Below are 18623 nucleotides of genomic sequence, written 5' to 3'. Positions count from 1 at the left end.
CATGACCTCCGACGACGTTCCCGCCCCCGGCGCCTCCGCCGGCCGTCGGCGTGCGCTGGGGAGAGGCCCGGCCGCGGGAGTTCCGCGGGCCGAGCCCACGGCACCGCCCGCGGAGGAGCCGCCCGTCGCGGAGGATCCGGCCCCGACGGAGGCGCAAGCAGAGGCGGTCTTCCCCGAGCCGGTCCCCGAGCCGGCGCCTGTGGTCTCGGCGCCGGAGGCGGTTTTCGAGCCGGAGGCCGTGGCGCCTCAGGCGGCTCACGTGCCCCAGGCCGTGGTCCCGGAGCCGGGCCGTGAGCCTCGGGCGGTGGTCCCGGCATCGGTTTCCGCCCCCCAGGCCGTGCTCCCGGAGGGCTTCGTCGAGTCCGGCGTCGGCGCGGGGCCCTCGGAAGCGGGAGGGGTGCCCGAAGGCGCTTCCGGTGATCTTGATGAAGCCGACGACGGTGTCTTCAAGGTCCGGCTGTCCAACTTCGAGGGCCCGTTCGACCTGCTCCTGCAGCTGATCTCGAAGCACAAGATGGACGTCACCGAGGTCGCGCTGTCCAAGGTGACCGACGAGTTCATGGCGCACATCCGGGCGATGGGGCCGGACTGGGATCTGGACCAGACGACCGAGTTCCTGGTCGTCGCGGCCACACTGCTCGACCTCAAGGCCGCCCGGCTGCTGCCCTCCGCGGAGGTCGAGGACGAGGCCGACCTCGCGCTTCTCGAAGCGCGCGACCTGCTGTTCGCGCGGCTGCTGCAGTACCGCGCGTACAAACAGATCGCGGACATCTTCAACCGCCGTCTCGACGAAGAGGCCCGCCGCTATCCCCGTACCGTCGGCCTCGAACCGCATCACGCCGAGCTGCTGCCCGAGGTGGTCATCAGCATCGGCGCGGAGGGCTTTGCCAAGCTCGCCGTCAAGGCGATGCAGCCCAGGCCCAAACCGCAGGTGTACGTCGACCATATCCACGCGCCCCTGGTCAGCGTGCAGGAACAGGCCGGGATCGTGGTGGCCCGGCTGAGGGAACTCGGCCGGGCCAGCTTCCGCGTGCTGGTCGAGGACACCGACGACACGCTCACCGTCGTGGCGCGCTTCCTGGCGCTGCTGGAGCTCTACCGCGAGAAGGCCGTGACGCTGGACCAGGAGACGGCTCTCGGGGAGCTGTTCGTGCGCTGGACCGGTGGGGACGGGGACGAGACGCCCAGGGTGACGGACGAGTTCGACAGGCCACCCGAGGCGCCCACGAGCGGCAAGGACGGCCAGGACGGCAAGGGCGAAGGCAAGGAGGAGAAGGCGTGAGCGAGGAGACCACCGATGTTCCGGCCGGGTTGCGCACCGTCGCCGACCTCGACCTCAAGCCCGCTCTGGAGGCCGTCCTCATGGTCGTGGACGAGCCGGCGACCGAGGAGAACCTCGCGAAGATCCTCCAGCGGCCCAAGCGGCAGATCGGGGACGCGCTGCGGGAGCTCGCCGACGAGTACACCGTCCAGGGCCGCGGTTTCGAGCTGCGGCTGATCGCCGGCGGCTGGCGTTTCTACTCCCGCCCCGAGTACGCGGCGGCCGTGGAGGCCTTCGTGCTGGACGGCCAGCAGGCCCGTCTCACCCAGGCCGCACTGGAGACACTGGCGGTCGTCGCCTACCGTCAGCCGGTGAGCCGCAGCCGCGTCTCGGCCGTACGAGGAGTCAACTGCGACGGGGTCATGCGCACCCTCCTGCAACGCGGTCTGGTCCAGGAGGCGGGCACGGAACCCGAAACAGGTGCGATCCTGTACACGACGACGAACTACTTCCTGGAGCGGATGGGCCTGCGCGGCCTGGACGAGCTCCCGGAACTCGCGCCCTTCCTCCCGGAGGCGGAGGCGATCGAGGCCGAGACGCTGGAAGGGGTCCCGTCGTTCGATCCGGACGCACCGGATGCAGATGCAGACGACACGACGACGACGGAACTTTGATGCGAAGCAGTGGCAGCGGCAGTGGCAGGAACAACGGGCGCGGCAACCCCCGCGGAAGCGGTGGGGGCGGCTCCCAGCCGAAGGGCGGGGGAGGGCGCGACGACAGGCCGAAGCGCACGGGCAAGCCCCGTCCCGAGGAGCGCCGCTACGACGTGGGCCCCGGCGCCACCCACGAAGGACCGAAGTCCGGGCGCGGCGCCTCCGCACGGGGAGGGGCCAAGGGCGGACCCAAGCAGGGCCAGGGCACCGGGCGTGGCCGTTGGGTCCCGGCGACCTCCCGCGAGTACGAGGCGCGGGCCGAGGAGCGCAACCGCGAGCGGTACGCGGGCAAGAAGGACGTCAAGCCGCCCAAGACCTTCCCGGGCGCCGAGCAGGAGGGCGAGCGGCTGCAGAAGATCCTCGCGCGCGCGGGCTATGGCTCCCGGCGTGCCTGCGAGGAGCTGATCGAGCAGGCACGCGTCGAGGTCAACGGCGAGATCGTCCTGGAGCAGGGCAAGCGCGTCGACCCTGAGAAGGACGAGGTCAAGGTCGACGGCCTGACGGTCGCGACCCAGTCGTACCAGTTCTTCTCGCTGAACAAGCCGGCCGGCGTCGTCTCGACGATGGAGGACAACGAGGGCCGGCAGTGCCTCGGCGACTACGTGACGAACCGCGAGACGCGGCTCTTCCACGTCGGCCGGCTCGACACCGAGACCGAGGGTGTCATCCTGCTCACCAACCACGGTGAACTGGCGCACCGGCTGACCCACCCCAAGTACGGCGTGAAGAAGGTCTACCTCGCGCACATCGTGGGCCCGATCCCGCGCGACCTGGGCAAGCGGCTCAAGGACGGCATCCAACTGGAGGACGGGTACGCGAAGGCGGACCACTTCCGGGTCGTCGAGCAGACCGGCAAGAACTACCTCGTCGAGGTCACCCTGCACGAGGGCCGTAAGCACATCGTCCGCCGGATGCTCGCCGAGGCCGGCTTCCCTGTCGACAAACTGGTGCGCGTCGCCTTCGGGCCGATCACCCTGGGCGACCAGAAGTCGGGCTGGCTGCGGCGGCTGTCCAACACCGAGGTCGGGATGTTGATGCAGGAAGTCGACCTCTAGAGATCCGCTTTCCAGCGATTCGTTTTCGCTCCCTCGCCGGTCTGTACTGCGTGACCGGCGAGAGGAGTGGGCAGGCATGGCTGCTACGACGACGGACCGCGACGAGTTCGTCCGGCTGACGGACCCCTACCGGCGGGAGCTGCTCGCGCACTGCTACCGGATGCTCGGCTCGGTGGACGAGGCCGAGGACCTGGTGCAGGAGACGTATCTGCGGGCCTGGCGGTCCTACGACGGCTACGAGAGCCGGGCCTCCCTGCGGACCTGGCTCCACCGCATCGCCACCAACACGTGCCTGACGGCGCTGGAGAGCCGCGCGAGGCGCCCCCTGCCCTCGGGGCTCGGCGCGCCGTCCCAGGCGCCTGAGGAGGCGCTGAGGGCCCCCGTCACGGACGTTCCCTGGCTGCAGCCGCTGCCCGACTCGCTCCTCGACCCGGCGACCGTCGTGACCGCCCGCGGCAGTCTGCGGCTCGCCCTGGTCGCCGCGCTCCAGCACCTGCCCGCGCGGCAGCGGGCCGTGCTCATCCTGCGGGACGTACTGGCCTGGCGGTCGCCCGAGGTCGCGGCACTGCTCGGAACGTCGAACGCGGCCGTCAAGAGCACTCTGCAACGCGCGCGTGCCCGGCTCGACGAGGTCGCCCCCGACGAGGATCTCGTCGTCGAGCCCGAGGGAGCGGCGGACCGTGACGTGCTCGACCGGTACATGGCCGCATTCGAGCACGCCGACATGGACGCGCTGCTCGGCCTCCTCCAGGACGGCGTCGAGCTGGAGATGCCGCCCCACCTGGAATGGTTCCGCGGCAAGAAGGACGTGCTGCTGTTCCTGCGGTCGCGGGGGCACGGGCAGGACCGCTACCGGATGCTGCCCACGCGCGCGAACGGGCAGCCGGCCCTCGTCATGTACGTGCGCGGAGCCGACGGTGTTCTGCGCGCGCACTCGGTGCAGGTGCTCACCGTCGTAGGCGGCACGGTGGCCCGCATCACGGCCTTCATCGACCTGGACCAGGTCGGCCGCTTCGGGTTTCCCCGGGTGATGTCGTGCGGAGCGCTCCCGGGGGACGCCGTGGCAGGCGCCGTATCCCACAGGGGCTCCGCCGCGGGCCGGACCCCGGGCCGGTCCGGGAGCGCGCCCGAGCCGACAGGGCAGGGTGGACTCCGGTGAACGCCGGGGACTTGCTGGAGCGTTCGCTGGCGTATGCGCTGGGGAGCGTCGCCGGGGTGGCGCCCGGTGGGCTGGGCCGGGGCACGCCGTGCGGGCGGTGGGACCTGCGGGAGCTGCTCACGCATCTCGACGACTCGCTGGACGCCCTGCACGAGGGGCTGACGGGCGGGCGGATCGGGCTGTTTCCCCAGGAGCCGGAGGCCGTCGACCTCGCGGTTGCGTTCCGCACGCGCGCGCGTGCCGTGCTCGGTGCCTGGGCCGCCGGGCCCGGGGTGCGGGTCCTGGTGGGTGAACTGCCGCTGGACGTGCGGGTGATGGCCGCCGTGGGGTCCGTGGAGATCGCCGTGCACGGATGGGACGTCGCGCAGGCCTGCGGGCGGCCGCGGCCCATCCCGGCCCCGCTCGCGGCCGAGCTGCTGCCCGTCGCGCGGTGCCTGGTCGCCGACGAGGACCGGGGCGTGCGGTTCGCCGAGCCGGTCACCGTGGGGGCGTGCGCGCCGCCCCAGGTCCGGCTGCTGGCCTTTCTGGGGCGGCGCGATTCCTTTGCGGGATGAGGGCGGTCTGCCTTCCGTGAGCGACCTCAAGAGCTCACGGAAGGAACCCCCGTCATGACCGGCACACTGAGTGTCTCCGTACCCGAACAACCCACCGAAACGGCCCCGGCCCGCCGGGTGTGGACCGTCGTCCTCGCCGGACTGGGCGCGCTGCTCTGCTCCCTCGACGTCGTGGTCGTCGCCACCGCGCTGCCCGCCCTGCGGGCCGATTTCGGGGCGAGCCTGTCGGACCTGGAATGGACGATCAACGCCTACAACCTGGTCTTCGCCTGCCTGACCCTGACCGGCGCCGCGCTCGGCGACCGGTTCGGACGGCGCCGTATGTACCTCGTCGGGCTCGCCGTCTTCACCCTCGGCTCCGCCGCCTCCGCGCTGGCGGGCGGCCCCGGACCGCTCATCGGTGCGCGCGTGGTGCAGGGCGCCGGCGCGGCCGTACTCCTCCCGCTCACCCTGACCCTGATCAGCGACGCGTTCCCGGCCGAGAAGCGGGGCGTGGCCATCGGTGTGTGGGGCGGGGTGACCGGGCTGGGAGTGGCCGCCGGACCCGTGCTCGGCGGGGCCGTAACCGAGGGCCTGTCCTGGCAGTGGATCTTCTGGCTGAATGTGCCGATCGGGCTCGCGATGCTGCCTCTCGCTGCCACGAAGCTCCGCGAGAGCTACGGCACCCGGCCCCAACTCGACCTTGTTGGCCTGGTGTTGGCGGCCGTCGGTCTGACGGGCCTGGCCTGGGCGCCGGTGCGGGCGCCGCAGGCCGGGTGGGGGAGTGCCGAGGTGCTCTCCGCGCTGGCCATGGGGATCGTGTTCACGGTGGCCTTCCTCGCCTGGGAGCGCAGGGGCGCCCGGTACCCGATGCTGCCGCTCGGGCACTTCCGAAACCGCGGTTTCTCCACCGCCAACGCGGTCGCCTTCCTTCTCTTCGGGTCCCTGCTGGGCGCCCTCTTCATGATCACGCAGCTCTTCCAGACCGGGCTCGGCTACTCCCCGCTGGAGGCCGGCGTGCGCATCCTCGTCTGGAACGCCATGCCGCTGCTGGTCGCCCCGGTCGCGGGCGCGCTCGCGGACCGCTTCGGCACCCGGCCCTTCATGCTCGCCGGCATGGTCCTGATGGCCACCGGCCTGGCCCTGCTGGCCTGGCAGGTCGAACCCGGCGTCGGGTACGGCCAGTTGGTCGTCCCGCTGATCATCGCGGGCATCGGCATCTCCATGGTGTTCCCGAGCGTCGCGAACGCCGTGACCTCGTCCGTGCCCCTCGGCGAGGCGGGCGTCGCGGCCGGCGTGAACAACGCGCTGCGCGAACTCGGCGGGGTCTTCGGCGTCGCCGTCGCCGCCCTCGTCTTCACGCAATACGGCGGCTACGGCTCGCCGTCCGCCTTCCTGGACGGCTGCGCGCCGGCGCTGTGGGTGTCGGCGGGGGCCGCGGGAGCCGGGGCGGTGGTGGCGGCGTTCGCCCCCTCACGCACCCGCGCGTGATCTCGGTCCGTGCCGTCGAGCAGCCGCTGCATGCTCTCGGCGGCACGGACCGCGGCCGCGCCGCAGCAGTTGTTGAACAGCACGTGGAGCTGGTCGACCCGTGTGGCCAGAGCCCGCAACCGCGGCAGCCACCCGGCGAGTTCGTCCTCGCCGTAGTCGTACCGGAACCGGTCCTCCTTGCTTCCCGACCCCCAGGCGGCGCTCCGCCCGTGGAACCGGACGACGGACAGCCGCGGCGAGGTGACCGGCGTGACCGGCGGCACGGACGAGGGGAGCGTCTGCGTCATGTCGACCGCGACGGCGGTCATGCCGTACCGGGCGAGCAGCGCGCACGTCGCGTCCGCCCACTCCTCCCGCCACCAGGCGGGATGCCGGAACTCCACGGAGACCGGCCACCCGGCGGTTCGCTCGGCGCACTCACGGAGGAACTCCCCGGCCCGCTGCCCCGGTCGGACCCACGGCGGTAACTGGAACAGCACGCTGCCGAGCCGACCGGCCGCCCGCAGCGGCTCGATGCCCTCGGCGAACCGCGCCCACACCTCGTCGAGCACCTTCGGGTCCCCCGGATCGGCGGGCAGCCCGTCCGGCATCACCGAGGTCCGCGTCGGATGCCCGGTGAGCAGCGAGAACGCCTTCACGTCGAAGACGAAGCCGTCCGGTGTGCGCTCGGCCCACAGCCGGCAGTTGCGGGCGCCGGGCAGCGCGTAGTACGCCGAGTCGACCTCGACGACCGGGAAGCGCCCGGCGTAGTGCCGCAGTCTCCCCTCCGCGTCCCGCCGCCCCGGCGGATACCAGCCGCTGCCGACCAGCGCCCGGTCCGTCCACGAACACGTGCCCACGAGGATCTCGCCCATGGGGCCCCGGGTACCCCCGCAGGGGTTGTGGAAGCCCGCCACGCCTGTTTATAGTCGTAATGACTATTAAGGGAGCGGGTGAACATGGTCTTCGACAAGAGGAGTTACGACAAGTACGCCTACGAGCCCTTCGCTGTCACCGTCGACCTCGCTGTCCTCACCGTCCGATCCGGCGCGCTCCATGTGCTGCTCGTCGAGCGCGGACACGAGCCGTACGCCGGACGCTGGGCGCTGCCCGGCGGCTTCGTGGAGCCGCGTGAGTCGGCGGAGACGGCCGCCCGGCGCGAACTCGCCGAGGAGACCGGCCTCGCGGACGTCACCGGTCTCCACCTGGAGCAGCTGCGGACGTACAGCGAGCCCGGCCGCGACCCCCGGATGCGGGTCGTGTCCGTCGCCTTCACCGCGCTGCTGCCCGACGCGCCCGAACCGCACGCCGGCAGCGACGCGGCGCGGGCGAGCTGGCTGCCTTACGACGCGGCGGGCCCGCTCGCCTTCGACCACGACCGGATCCTGGCCGACGCCCACGAACGCGTCGGCGCCCAGCTCGAGTACACCTGCCTCGCCACCGCCTTCTGCCCGCCCGAGTTCACGCTCGGCGAGCTGCAGCAGGTCTACGAGACCGTGTGGGGCACCGCCCTCGACCGGCCCAACTTCCGCCGCAAGGTGCTCGCCACGCCCGGCTTCGTCGACCCGGTCCCCGGCGGTGCGCGCCTGACCGGCGGCCGCGGAAAACCGGCCGCGCTCTACCGCGCGGGCCCGGCCACCAGCCTCTCTCCGCCGCTTCTGCGACCGCCCCCGGAAGGACGCCCCGCATGACCACAACAACCGTCAGGAAGCAAGCCGCCACAGGCGCGTTGACCGGACTCGCCCTCGGGGACGCGCTCGGCTTCCCCACCGAGTTCAACGACGTGCCCTCGATCCTCGCCAAGTGCGGGCCGTGGCGGGAGATGCGGCTGCCGACACCCGCGATCGTCAGCGACGACACCCAGATGACGCTGGCGCTGGGGCGGGGACTGCGGACGGCGATGGACCGGGGAGTGCTCGCGCCGAAGAGGCTGGAGCGGCCGGTGCGCGAGGAGTTCGTGGACTGGTACCAGTCGCCGCAGAACAACCGGGCGCCGGGAAACACCTGCCTGCGAGCCTGCAACCTGCTCAAGGACGAGACCCTCCCCTGGCAGGACGCCAGCCAGGTCGGCTCCAAGGGCTGCGGTGCCAACATGCGGGTCGCTCCCGTCGGGCTCGCCCCCGGTCTGAGCGACGAACAGCGGGCCGGCGCGGCCCAGTTGCAGTCCGCGCTCACCCACGGGCACCCGACGGCGCTGGCCGCCTCCGACCTCACCGCCCGTGCCGTACGGCTGCTCGCGCAGGGTGCCCGGCCGGCCGAACTCGTGGACCTGCTGCAGCTGTACGCGCACGACAACCGCAGTCAGTACCACCACCGCTGGCTCGGCGACCTGTGGACCCGCGGCGAGGACCCCACACCCGAGCAGTTCATCGCCCGCGGCTGGGACGAGTGCCTGGAGACCCTCGGCCGCCTTCGCGACGCCGTGCACTCGGCCGACCCGGAGGCCGACCCGTGTCTGGCCACCGGTGCCGGCTGGATCGCCGAAGAGGCTCTGGCGACCGGCCTGTTGTGCTTCCTGCTGTTTGTCGACGAACCGGTGACGGCCGTCCGGCGGGCCGCCTGCACCTCCGGCGACTCGGACTCCATCGCCTGTCTGACGGGGGCCTTCGCGGGGGCGTGGCTGGGCGCGGAGGCCTGGCCCACCGAGTGGGTGGACCGGATCGAGTACCGGGGCGACCTGCTGACCTTCGGAGCCCTCTGGGATTCTTGAGGGATGATCGACGCCCTGGACATCGACCTGACGCCCGTGGTGGCCGAGCAGTCCGACCCGGTGCTGTTCGCCACCGTCTCCGGTGCCCACCTCTACGGCTTCCCGTCCCGCGACTCGGACGTCGATCTGCGGGGTGTGCACCTGCTGCCCGCGGCCGACCTGGTGGGACTGCGGGAGCCGGAGGAGACCCGGTCCCGGATGTGGGACCGGGACGGCGTCGAGATGGACCTGGTCACCCACGACCTGCGCAAGTTCGTACGGCTGATGCTGCGCCGCAACGGCTACGTCCTGGAGCAGCTGCTCTCGCCCCTGGTCGTGCACACCACCGAGGCACACCAGGAACTGGCGGCGCTCGCTCCCGGCGTCCTCACCAGCCACCACGCCCACCACTACCGGGGGTTCGCCGTCACCCAGTGGCGGCTGTTCGAGAAGACCGGCGAACTCAAGCCGCTGCTCTACACGTTCCGGGTGCTGCTGACCGGTATCCATCTGATGCGCGGCGGCGAGGTGCAGGCCCATCTGCCCACGCTGCTGGGCGAGGTCGACGAGGCGCCCGCGTATCTGCCGGAGCTGATCGCCGCGAAGGCGGAACACGAGCACGGGGCCGCCGATGCCGACCACGCGCGCGTGCAGGCCGACATCGAGCGGCTGCACGTCGTGCTGGACGAGGAGCAGGCGACCTCGGCCCTACCCGACGCCCCCGGCGTCCACGACGCCCTGCACGACTTCGTCGTACGCATCCGGCTCGACCGGCCGGAGAGCTGAGGCACGGCGTACGCGGACGAGGAAGTCCTCGACGCGGCGGTGGTCCGGTTCCTCGGGCAGCGGGCTGTGCCGGGCCGCCTCGTCCGACTCGCCCGCCAGGCGGTTCATCCAGGACTCGACGTCCGGCCAGGAGACCTCGCCACGCCTGACCGCCAGCAGCGGCTCGCGCCGGTCGCCGACGTCGATGGTGAGGGTGCCCGTGCGCAGCAGGTCACGGGAGGTCATCAACAGGCGCAGCAGGTGCATGGCGTGCTTCCAGCGCGGGGCTCCGTGCGTGCGGACGTCGGCCTCCAGCTTCTTGCGCTGGCCGAGTGCGTAGCGCGTGAACGTCGCGTGGGCCCGGCGGGACAGGAACGCCCCGCGCAGCGCGAGGAGCTCACGGCCGGTGTCGTCGACGTACTCCACGAGCGGGGAGTGCAGGCACTCCAGGATGTTCGGGTTCGCCCGCAGCGCCAGCTCGCAGAAGCGCTCCAGCTCCCAGCCGAACTGCTCCTCGGCCGGGCCCTCCACGTGCGTCGGCGGCTTCTCGAAGCGCCAGAACAGGGGAGTGGGGGCCACGAACACGCCCCGGCGGTCGGTGTCGCTGCCCTCCGTCGCCAGACCGAAGGCACGCGAACCCATCACGCACGCGTAGATCGTGTGGTCGCGTACCAGGGTCTTCGGGTGCATGCCCGGGAGCGTACGCGGAGCCTCACGCCAGGCGGATCGAATTTCCCTCCACCTTGATCTGCTTCGCGGGCAGGGGCCTGGGCGCCGGACCGCCGGCCACCGAGCCGTCGGCGACGTGGTACTTGCTGCCGTGGCAGGGGCAGTCGATGGTGCCGTCCACGACCTTGCTCACCGTGCAGCCCTGGTGGGTGCAGACCGCCGAGAAGGCCTTGAACTCGTTCTTCTTCGGCTGGGTGACCACGACCTTCTCGTCCTTGAAGATCTTGCCGCCGCCGACCGGGATCTCGGACGTCTTCGCCAGCTCCTGCCCACCGGAGGCGTTCACGGAGGAGGACCCGGAGTCGCTGTTGTTGTCGCCGTACTTGCTGCAGCCCGCGGCGAGCGTCGCCGCGCCCGTCGCCAGGAGAACCGTGCGCCGCGTCGAGCGCTGGGTCATGTCGTCACTCCGAAGGTACGGAAGAACCAGAGGGCGGAGGTCAGCCAGATGAGGGTCAGGGCGGTGAAGACCAGCCCGCCGACGAGCGGCAGCAGCCAGCCGGGCAGCCGCTGCGAGCGGAGCAGCAGCATCTTGGCGCTGAACGCACCGAAGAAGAAACAACCCATGACAGAGTGCCACAAAACGCGCGTTTCGTATGTCTGATAGCCCAGCGCGTACAGGCAGTGCACGGCGACGGGGACCGCCACCAGGAACGCGATGCGGCCGGACCAGCGGTGCAGTGCCGGCGCCCAGCGCGGGCCCGGCAGTTTGCCGTACACCATGAACGCGCTGACGACCTGGACGAGCGCGAAGAAGAAAGCGGTCGTGGCCAGCCACGACTTCACCGCGCCCGTGCTGCTGAACCCCGCGATGTTGTAGGCGGTCCCGGCCGGGTCGTGGGTCTTGCCGTACACACCGAGGCCGACGGCCACCGCTGCGGCGACGAGGGCCGGCACCAGGTAGCGGGCAGGGCCGGGCGCGCGGTGGGCGGGCTCGGGCGAGGGGAAGTTCTGGGTGGCGGCGTTCGGGTCGACGGTCATGGTCGGCTCCCTGGAGCGGACGACGGTGTCAGGGGGTGGCAGGACGTGCCGTGAGCTGCTGTCCGTCGACCGTCACCGCGCCCGTCTCCGGGGCGATGGCGGGTGCGGCCGAGGCGTCTTTGCCGCGGGTGACGACGCCGACCTGCCTTCCGCCCGGCAGGACGATCCAGCCGCCGTCGAGCCTGGCACCGCGCACCGTCGCGGTGGCCCGGTACAGCCCGGACGGCTTCCTGGCCTCGTCGGCGGTGAAGGCGTAGTGTCCGCCGCCCACGTCGGCCGAGCCGTGGATCCGCTTGCCCTGCTGCAGGGTGCCGTTCAGCTCGTCGCCGCGCCTGCCGGTCAGCCGCATGCTGCCGTCGTCCTTGACGTCGCCCTTCAGCCACGACTCCTTGGAGTGGCCGTCGCAGAAGTACGCGATCGCCTTGCGGTCGCGCACCGTCACGGCCACGGCGGAGGAGTCGTCGTCGGTCCGGCCGGCGTAACTGGCGTCGGGCGCCGGTACCCGCGACGGCGACGGGCCGGGCGACGCGGTGGTCTTCGTGGGAGCCGGCGACGCCGTGGCGGGCGGCGACTCCTTCTTGGGCGTGGACGAGACGGTCTTCGTACCCGTCGTCACGTTGAGCGACAGCATGAACAGGCCGAGCAGCAGTCCCGCGAGCAGGGTGATCAGCGGTCCAGGACGCTTCATACGGGCCTCCCCCGAGGCGAGTGTCCTGCCATCAGAGCGGACCGGCGGCCCGGCGTAAAGAGGCGCAGAGGGGCATCGCGCGCCAAGTAGCGAAATCAGGGTGATTCGGTGACATTGGCAATGTCTCCGGTACGCGCGGCGAGCGGTGTACGCGGTGCTCCCCCGTCTCAGCGGGCGGGCGTCGCGTACAGCGCCCGCCGTGGGCTGACTAGGCTGGACGGTCGTAGAGCCGATCCGTACATCAGCAAGGAGCCAAGCCGTGGCGGTACGAGCGGTCCGGGGAGCCGTCCAACTGGAACGGGACGAGGCCGGCCACATGGACGAGCAGGTCGGAGCCCTGCTCACCGCCATCCTCGAGCGGAACGACCTGACCGGCGACGACCTGATCAGCATCTGGTTCACGGCGACGCCCGACCTGCACAGCGACTTCCCGGCGGCCGCCGCCCGCAAGCTCGGCATCGTCGACGTACCGCTGATCTGTGCCCAGGAACTGGACATCGAGGGCGCCCTGCCCCGCGTCGTCCGCGTCCTCGCGCACATCGAGTCCGAGCGGCCCCGCGCCGACATCGCCCACGTCTACCTCGGCGCCGCGGCGGCCCTGCGCAAGGACATCGCCCAGTGAGGACCGCGCTCGTCATCGGCACCGGCCTCATCGGTACGTCCGCCGCCATCGCCCTGTCCCAGCGGGGCGTCGTCGTGCACCTCGCCGACCACGACCCCGAGCAGGCCCGTACGGCCGCGGCGCTCGGCGCCGGCACCGACGACGCCCCCGACGGGCCGGTCGACCTCGCGATCATCGCCGCGCCTCCCGCGCACGTGGCCGGGGTGCTGGCGGACGCCATGCGCCGGGGCGTGGCCCGCGGCTACCTGGACGTGGCCAGCGTCAAGGGCGGCCCGCGCCGCGAGCTGGAGACGCGGGGCCTGGATCTTTCGGCCTACATCGGTACGCACCCCATGTCCGGCCGGGAGAAGTCCGGTCCGCTGGCGGCGACCGGCGACCTCTTCGAAGGCCGGCCCTGGGTGCTGACGCCCACCCGGGACACCGACACCGAGGTGCTGAACCTCGCCCTGGAGCTGGTCTCGCACTGCCGTGCCGTGCCGGTCGTCATGGACGCCGACGCGCACGACCGCGCCGTCGCCCTCGTCTCCCACATGCCCCACCTGATGTCCAGCCTGGTGGCCGCGCGCCTGCAGAACGCCGAGGAGGCTGCCGTACGACTGTGCGGTCAGGGCATCCGCGACGTGACCCGGATCGCAGCCTCCGACCCGGGGATGTGGATCGACATCCTCTCCGCGAACCCCGGCCCGGTGGCCGACCTGCTCTCCGACGTCGCCGCCGACCTGGAGGAGGCGGTGCAGGCGCTGCGGTCCCTGCAGTCCTCCGACGAGGCCAAGCGGCGTGCGGGCACCTCCGGCATCGAGGACGTCCTGCGGCGCGGCAACGCCGGACGGGTCCGCGTCCCCGGCAAGCACGGATCCGCTCCGCGGGCGTACGAGATCGTCGCCGTCCTCATCGACGACCAGCCGGGTCAGCTGGCACGGATCTTCGCCGACGCCGGGCGGGCCGGGGTCAACGTCGAGGACGTACGCATCGAGCACGCGACCGGGCAGCAGGCGGGCCTGGTGCAGCTGATGGTGGAGCCGCAGGCGGCGCCGGTACTGACGGCGGCGCTGCGGGAGCGGGGCTGGGCGATCCGGCAGTAGGTTCTCGCCCCCCGCCGCCCCTGCCCGTCGCGTCCTCCGGGGGCGGAACCCCCTGGACGCACGATCGGCCTGAACGGCCTCGTCCTCGAACGCCGGACGGGCTGGGGTGCGGCGGCGCCCCCCGGCCAATGACCACTCGTCCGGTTGAGTGGTCCGCACCCAGTAACCTTGTGCAGGGCACGATCGCGCCCCACACTGCCACCGCACCGCACCAGGAAGGTGTCCCCCCGTGGAAAACGGCGTCGCCAAGCCCGTGATTGTCGCCATCGACGGTCCGGCCGGCACGGGCAAGTCGAGCACGTCGAAGGCCGTCGCCGCGCAGCTAGGCCTGAGCTACCTGGACACCGGCGCCCAGTACCGGGCGATCACCTGGTGGATGGTGAGCAACGGGATCGACATCGACGACCAGTCCGCGATCGCCGCCGTGACGGGCAAGCCCGAGATCGTCTCCGGCACGGACCCGGCCTGCCCGACCATCGAGGTCGACGGCATCGACGTGGCCGGCCCGATCCGCACCCAGGAGGTGTCCTCCAAGGTCAGCGCGGTCAGCGCGGTGCCCGAGGTGCGCACCCGGATCACCGAGCTGCAGCGATCGGTGGCCGCCGCCGCGGAGCACGGCATCGTCGTCGAGGGCCGCGACATCGGTACGACCGTGCTGCCCGACGCCGACGTCAAGATCTTCCTCACCGCTTCCCCGGAGGCCCGCGCCGCCCGCCGCAGCGGCGAGCTGAAGGGCGCCGACGTGCACGCCACCCGCGAGGCGCTGATCAAGCGCGACGCGGCCGACTCCTCCCGCAAGACCTCGCCGCTCGCCAAGGCGGACGACGCGGTCGAGGTGGACACCACCGAGCTCACGCTCCAGCAGGTCATCGAGTGCGTCGTCACCCTCGTCGAGGAGAAGCGGGCCGGCAAGTGACCGCACCCTCCCTCCCCTCCGAGAAGGGCGCCGAGGTCGGCCGGCGTATCGGCGTCGGCCTGATGTACGGGCTGTTCAAGCCCCGTGTGCTGGGTTCCTGGAAGGTGCCCGCGAGCGGCCCGGTGATCTTCGCCGTCAACCACTCGCACAACGTCGACGGCCCGATGGTCATGGGCGTGGCGCCCAGGCCGACGCACTTCCTGATCAAGAAGGAGGCGTTCATCGGCCCGCTCGACCCCTTCCTGCTCGGCATCGGGCAGGTGAAGGTCGACCGGTCGGGCGCCGACCGAGGGGCGATCACGCAGGCCCTGGACGTCCTGTCGGCCGGGGGAGTCCTCGGTATCTTCCCGGAGGGCACCCGCGGCGAGGGTGACTTCGCCGCACTGCGCGCCGGACTGGCGTACTTCGCGGTCCGCAGCGGTGCCCCGATCGTCCCGGTCGCCGTCCTGGGAAGTTCCGACAGACCCGGACGGTTGATAAAGGCGCTGCCTCCGCTGCGCACCCGCATCGACGTCGTCTTCGGCGATCCCTTCGAGGCGGGCGACGGAAGCGGGCGACGTACGCGCAAGGCGCTCGACGAGGCGACCGAACGCATCCAGAAGCAGCTCACCAGCCACCTGGAAAACGCCAGGCGCCTCACCGGGCGCTAGGCGACACTGAGTAGTGGATCAACCGGCGGAAACCGGGTGCTCCACCGACCACCACGAATGAACGACGAGGTACGGACTTCATGAACGACCACATCCCCTCCGACGGCTCGGGCGAGGAGCACGACCACGGAGCGCTTGGCGACGCCGAGTACGCGGACTTCATGGAGCTCGCCGCGGAAGAGGGCTTCGACATCGAGGACGTCGAGGGCGCCATCGAGGCGGCGGGTCACGGCCCGCTGCCCGTCCTCGCCGTCGTCGGCCGCCCGAACGTCGGCAAGTCGACACTCGTCAACCGCATCATCGGCCGCCGCGAGGCCGTCGTCGAGGACAAGCCGGGCGTCACCCGCGACCGCGTGACCTACGAGGCCGAATGGTCGGGCCGCCGCTTCAAGGTCGTCGACACCGGCGGCTGGGAGCAGGACGTCCTCGGCATCGACGCCTCCGTGGCCGCACAGGCCGAGTACGCGATCGAGGCCGCCGACGCCGTCGTGTTCGTCGTCGACGCCAAGGTCGGCGCGACCGACACCGACGAGGCGGTCGTACGACTGCTGCGCAAGGCCGGCAAGCCCGTCGTGCTGGCCGCCAACAAGGTGGACGGCCAGAGCGGCGAGGCGGACGCGGCCTACCTGTGGGCGCTGGGTCTCGGCGAGCCGCACCCGGTCTCCGCGCTGCACGGCCGCGGCACCGGCGACATGCTGGACGCGGTCCTGGAGGCGCTGCCGGAGGCGCCCGAGCAGACCTTCGGCACCGCGGTCGGCGGTCCCCGCCGCATCGCCCTGATCGGCCGGCCGAACGTCGGCAAGTCCTCGCTGCTGAACAAGGTGGCCGGCGAGGAGCGGGTCGTCGTCAACGAGATCGCGGGCACCACCCGCGACCCGGTCGACGAGCTGATCGAACTCGGCGGCGTGACATGGAAGTTCGTCGACACCGCCGGTATCCGCAAGCGCGTACACCTCCAGCAGGGCGCCGACTACTACGCCTCGCTGCGCACCGCGGCCGCCGTCGAGAAGGCCGAGGTCGCGGTCATCCTGATCGACGCCTGCGAGTCCATCTCGGTGCAGGACCAGCGCATCGTCACCATGGCCGTCGAGGCGGGCCGCGCGATCGTCCTCGCCTTCAACAAGTGGGACACCCTCGACGAGGAGCGTCGCTACTACCTGGAGCGCGAGATCGAGACGGAGCTGGCCCAGGTCGCGTGGGCGCCCCGGGTGAACGTCTCGGCGCGCACCGGCCGGCACATGGAGAAGCTGGTCCCGGGCATCGAGACCGCCCTCGCCGGCTGGGAGACCCGCGTCCCCACGGGCCGTCTGAACGCCTTCCTCGGTGAGCTGGTCGCCGCCCACCCGCACCCGATCCGCGGTGGCAAGCAGCCGCGCATCCTCTTCGGCACCCAGGCCGGCACCAAGCCCCCGCGGTTCGTGCTCTTCGCCTCCGGCTTCATCGAGGCGGGCTACCGACGCTTCATCGAGCGCCGGCTGCGCGAGGAGTTCGGCTTCGAGGGAACGCCGATCCATATCTCGGTGCGGGTGCGCGAGAAGCGCGGCAGGAAGAAGTAGCGCAGACGCAGACATGGTGGAGGGGCGGTCCCGACCGGGGCCGCCCCTCCACCATGTCTCACACGCCGTGTCTCACAGGATGCCGCGCGGACCGGGTGGCAGCGCCGCCGGCACATGGTGCATTCCCGTGCCCGGCTGCCCGCCGTGCCCGACGCGCTGCCACTGCGACTGCTGCCGGGCGCTGAAGGCCCCGGCGCTGTAGGCGCTGTAGGAGCTGCTGAACGACCCCGGCCGGTGCTCGCTGTGCTGCACCGTACTGTGCGGGATGTTCCCGAAGGCCGTGAAGCCCAGGTTCTCCTCGCCGCTGCGGTCACCCGGCAGTGTGCGGAAGGACTTGACGTACTCGGCGTAGAGCGCGTCGTAGATGGGCGTGGCCGAGGGGTCGCCCGACATGTCCTGGGCCGACCGCGCGGACGGAATCGGCTGAAGGGACTGGCGGCGGGGAACGTCGTATGTGTGCACGTATGTCCAAACGACCCCGAACTTCAAGGGATGCGGTTCGGACATGCCCCTTTGGGAGCTCTCAGGTCCCCGCCAGCGGCATGGCGACGCCGACCAGCTTCCCGTTCGCAGCGGCCTTGTCCAGCGCGTCCCGCAGCAGGTCCTCGCGGGGCTGACGCCCGATGGACCCCACCGGCGCGGCGAACATGAGCACCTGCTGGTGCTTGTTGGCGGCGGCCCGCCAGCCCTCGGTCACCTGCAGCGGCTGGTGCGCCTGCCACCAGGCCACGGGCTGCCCGGCGTTCGACCCGGGCTGCAGAACGGCGTGCAGCCGGCCCATGGCGAGCAGCACCGACCAGCCGTGCAGCACGGGTGGCACCTCGGCCAGGTGCGTCAGCGGCATGAACCCCTGCTCGATGAGCAGCGGCAGGAAGTCGTCGCCGAGCCCGGCCGAGCCCGGCCGCACGATGGGCCCGGTCGGCTCGACGACCAGCGCCGGGTGCAACTCCCCGGTGATCAGGACGAGTCCGCTGGTCACGCCGAGCACGGCCGGCTCGGGGGCGACCTGCTCGGGGTCCAGGTCCACGGTGTCACCGGAGATGGACCGCACCGCCCCCCGGAGCTGCTCCTCGGTGACCTGGACGACCTGCGAGGGCAGACAGGTGGCGTGGGCGAAGGCGAGGACGGCCGTCTCCTCGCCGATGAACAGGACGGTGCTGGTGCGCTCCTGTTCGGAGTCGCCCGGAGTGCGGCAGGACGTGCAGTCGTAACTGCCAGGGGCGTTGTCTCCGGCGAGCAGCCGGTCGGCTTCTTCGTCGCCGATCTCGGCGCGTACCTCGTCGCTGACGTCGAGCATGCGCGGCACGGGTGGCTCCCTCGGGGGTGCGTGGCGGGGCCGGGTGGCTCCCGGCCCGTGAACCGGGTGGGCCCCCGGCTCATGAAGGAGACAACGGGCGATCTGTGGCCGGAGTCACGCCCCACGGCGAACGGAATCGAACCATCCATCGCAGAGGGTCACCACAGGTGCGGAAGCGGGCACTCACCGTCAATTCCCCGGAAAGCCAAGGGAGTTGGTTGCGTGAAGTGGGTCACAGCCCGGGTGGATGAGTGGTCGACAAATCAGGAAATCGGCGAATGAAGTGGGTGACCGAAAATAGTCGATACCCGGGGTAACGGCGAACTGGCCTGGAGTGACGAGCAGTTGCTTGCTGACGCCTCGACGGAATCTCTACATTCCTCGGCCGTGTGCAACGAGCACCGCTCGGGAACGTCCGCCGGCCGCACCAGACCAGCCAGCACCACCACTCCGGCGGACG

At 71.6% G+C, this 18623-nt stretch carries 21 protein-coding genes; 14 read left to right on the top strand and 7 right to left on the bottom strand.

Going from position 1 to position 18623, the window contains the following annotated elements; all coding sequences use genetic code 11:
- Position 1: 1 nt before the first annotated feature.
- The 6 genes from OOK07_RS08910 to OOK07_RS08885 all read left to right on the top strand — a co-directional run bounded on the left by OOK07_RS08910 (position 2) and on the right by OOK07_RS08885 (position 6212).
- Positions 2-1282 (top strand): segregation and condensation protein A, encoded by a 1281-nt coding sequence (locus OOK07_RS08910; RefSeq protein WP_266795840.1) that lies wholly within the window; start codon positions 2-4, stop codon positions 1280-1282.
- The gene (scpB, locus tag OOK07_RS08905) at positions 1279-1935 is read left to right on the top strand and encodes an SMC-Scp complex subunit ScpB (protein WP_266678545.1); all 657 of its coding nucleotides are present in this window, start codon (positions 1279-1281) and stop codon (positions 1933-1935) included. The genes OOK07_RS08910 and scpB overlap by 4 nt, the downstream gene beginning before the upstream one ends.
- On the top strand, positions 1935-3029 hold the full coding sequence (locus tag OOK07_RS08900) for a pseudouridine synthase (RefSeq protein ID WP_266795839.1): 1095 nt from the start codon (positions 1935-1937) through the stop codon (positions 3027-3029). Before scpB ends, OOK07_RS08900 begins: the two co-directional genes overlap by 1 nt.
- 76 nt (positions 3030-3105) lie before the next feature.
- On the top strand, positions 3106-4188 hold the full coding sequence (locus OOK07_RS08895; protein WP_266795838.1) for a sigma-70 family RNA polymerase sigma factor: 1083 nt from the start codon (positions 3106-3108) through the stop codon (positions 4186-4188).
- Positions 4185-4742: a TIGR03086 family metal-binding protein gene (locus tag OOK07_RS08890; protein WP_266795837.1), complete on the top strand. Its 558-nt coding sequence runs from the start codon at positions 4185-4187 to the stop codon at positions 4740-4742. Before OOK07_RS08895 ends, OOK07_RS08890 begins: the two co-directional genes overlap by 4 nt.
- A 54-nt stretch (positions 4743-4796) precedes the next feature.
- A complete protein-coding gene (locus OOK07_RS08885; RefSeq protein WP_266795836.1) occupies positions 4797-6212 on the top strand; it encodes an MFS transporter in 1416 nt (471 codons plus the stop codon).
- On the opposite strand, the gene OOK07_RS08880 is transcribed toward OOK07_RS08885, so the two are convergent.
- On the bottom strand, positions 6095-7066 hold the full coding sequence (locus OOK07_RS08880; protein WP_266795834.1) for a DUF72 domain-containing protein: 972 nt from the start codon (positions 7064-7066) through the stop codon (positions 6095-6097). The two genes, OOK07_RS08885 and OOK07_RS08880, sit on opposite strands and share 118 nt — an antisense overlap.
- Positions 7067-7150: 84 nt before the next feature.
- Here OOK07_RS08880 and OOK07_RS08875 point away from each other — a divergent pair, with 84 nt between their 5' ends.
- Genes OOK07_RS08875 through OOK07_RS08865 form a run of 3 tightly spaced genes read left to right on the top strand, consistent with a single transcriptional unit; the run spans position 7151 to position 9666 of the window.
- Entirely contained in the window at positions 7151-7882 is a 732-nt protein-coding gene (locus tag OOK07_RS08875; RefSeq protein WP_266795832.1) for an NUDIX hydrolase, read from the top strand.
- Entirely contained in the window at positions 7879-8901 is a 1023-nt protein-coding gene (locus OOK07_RS08870) for an ADP-ribosylglycohydrolase family protein (protein WP_266795831.1), read from the top strand. Before OOK07_RS08875 ends, OOK07_RS08870 begins: the two co-directional genes overlap by 4 nt.
- Before the next feature lie 3 nt (positions 8902-8904).
- Positions 8905-9666 carry a nucleotidyltransferase domain-containing protein gene (locus OOK07_RS08865; RefSeq protein WP_266795830.1) on the top strand — a complete coding sequence of 254 codons (762 nt, stop codon included), beginning with the start codon at positions 8905-8907 and terminating at the stop codon, positions 9664-9666.
- On the opposite strand, the gene OOK07_RS08860 is transcribed toward OOK07_RS08865, so the two are convergent.
- Genes OOK07_RS08860 through OOK07_RS08845 form a run of 4 tightly spaced genes read right to left on the bottom strand, consistent with a single transcriptional unit; the run spans position 9589 to position 12040 of the window.
- Positions 9589-10335 (bottom strand): nucleotidyltransferase domain-containing protein, encoded by a 747-nt coding sequence (locus OOK07_RS08860; protein WP_266795828.1) that lies wholly within the window; start codon positions 10333-10335, stop codon positions 9589-9591. The two genes, OOK07_RS08865 and OOK07_RS08860, sit on opposite strands and share 78 nt — an antisense overlap.
- A 22-nt stretch (positions 10336-10357) precedes the next feature.
- Positions 10358-10771 (bottom strand): Rieske (2Fe-2S) protein, encoded by a 414-nt coding sequence (locus OOK07_RS08855; RefSeq protein ID WP_266795827.1) that lies wholly within the window; start codon positions 10769-10771, stop codon positions 10358-10360.
- A complete protein-coding gene (locus OOK07_RS08850; RefSeq protein WP_266795825.1) occupies positions 10768-11352 on the bottom strand; it encodes a DUF6529 family protein in 585 nt (194 codons plus the stop codon). Before OOK07_RS08850 ends, OOK07_RS08855 begins: the two co-directional genes overlap by 4 nt.
- 28 nt (positions 11353-11380) lie before the next feature.
- The gene (locus OOK07_RS08845; RefSeq protein WP_266795823.1) at positions 11381-12040 is read right to left on the bottom strand and encodes a hypothetical protein; all 660 of its coding nucleotides are present in this window, start codon (positions 12038-12040) and stop codon (positions 11381-11383) included.
- A gap of 259 nt (positions 12041-12299) precedes the next feature.
- Between OOK07_RS08845 and aroH the strand changes: the two genes are divergently transcribed.
- The 5 genes from aroH (at position 12300) to der (ending at position 16866) form a co-directional block, all read left to right on the top strand.
- Positions 12300-12662: a chorismate mutase gene (aroH, locus tag OOK07_RS08840; RefSeq protein ID WP_266511659.1), complete on the top strand. Its 363-nt coding sequence runs from the start codon at positions 12300-12302 to the stop codon at positions 12660-12662.
- Positions 12659-13744, top strand: a complete 1086-nt coding sequence (locus OOK07_RS08835) for a prephenate dehydrogenase (protein ID WP_266795821.1) — start codon at positions 12659-12661, stop codon at positions 13742-13744. Before aroH ends, OOK07_RS08835 begins: the two co-directional genes overlap by 4 nt.
- Positions 13745-13973: 229 nt before the next feature.
- Positions 13974-14660 carry a (d)CMP kinase gene (gene cmk, locus OOK07_RS08830; RefSeq protein WP_266795819.1) on the top strand — a complete coding sequence of 229 codons (687 nt, stop codon included), beginning with the start codon at positions 13974-13976 and terminating at the stop codon, positions 14658-14660.
- Positions 14657-15310: a lysophospholipid acyltransferase family protein gene (locus OOK07_RS08825; RefSeq protein ID WP_266795817.1), complete on the top strand. Its 654-nt coding sequence runs from the start codon at positions 14657-14659 to the stop codon at positions 15308-15310. The genes cmk and OOK07_RS08825 overlap by 4 nt, the downstream gene beginning before the upstream one ends.
- An 80-nt stretch (positions 15311-15390) precedes the next feature.
- Positions 15391-16866 carry a ribosome biogenesis GTPase Der gene (der, locus tag OOK07_RS08820; protein WP_266795816.1) on the top strand — a complete coding sequence of 492 codons (1476 nt, stop codon included), beginning with the start codon at positions 15391-15393 and terminating at the stop codon, positions 16864-16866.
- Between the two features lie 72 nt (positions 16867-16938).
- On the opposite strand, the gene OOK07_RS08815 is transcribed toward der, so the two are convergent.
- Positions 16939-17328, bottom strand: a complete 390-nt coding sequence (locus tag OOK07_RS08815; RefSeq protein WP_266678540.1) for a hypothetical protein — start codon at positions 17326-17328, stop codon at positions 16939-16941.
- A gap of 61 nt (positions 17329-17389) precedes the next feature.
- Positions 17390-18172 carry a DUF8842 C-terminal domain-containing protein gene (locus OOK07_RS08810; protein ID WP_266678538.1) on the bottom strand — a complete coding sequence of 261 codons (783 nt, stop codon included), beginning with the start codon at positions 18170-18172 and terminating at the stop codon, positions 17390-17392.
- Positions 18173-18623: the final 451 nt, after the last annotated feature.

Origin of the sequence: Streptomyces sp. NBC_00078 (assembly GCF_026343335.1) — a bacterium.
Taxonomy (GTDB): domain Bacteria; phylum Actinomycetota; class Actinomycetes; order Streptomycetales; family Streptomycetaceae; genus Streptomyces.
The sequence above is the reverse complement of the archived record's forward strand: the minus strand, read 5'-3'. Positions and strand labels throughout refer to the sequence as shown.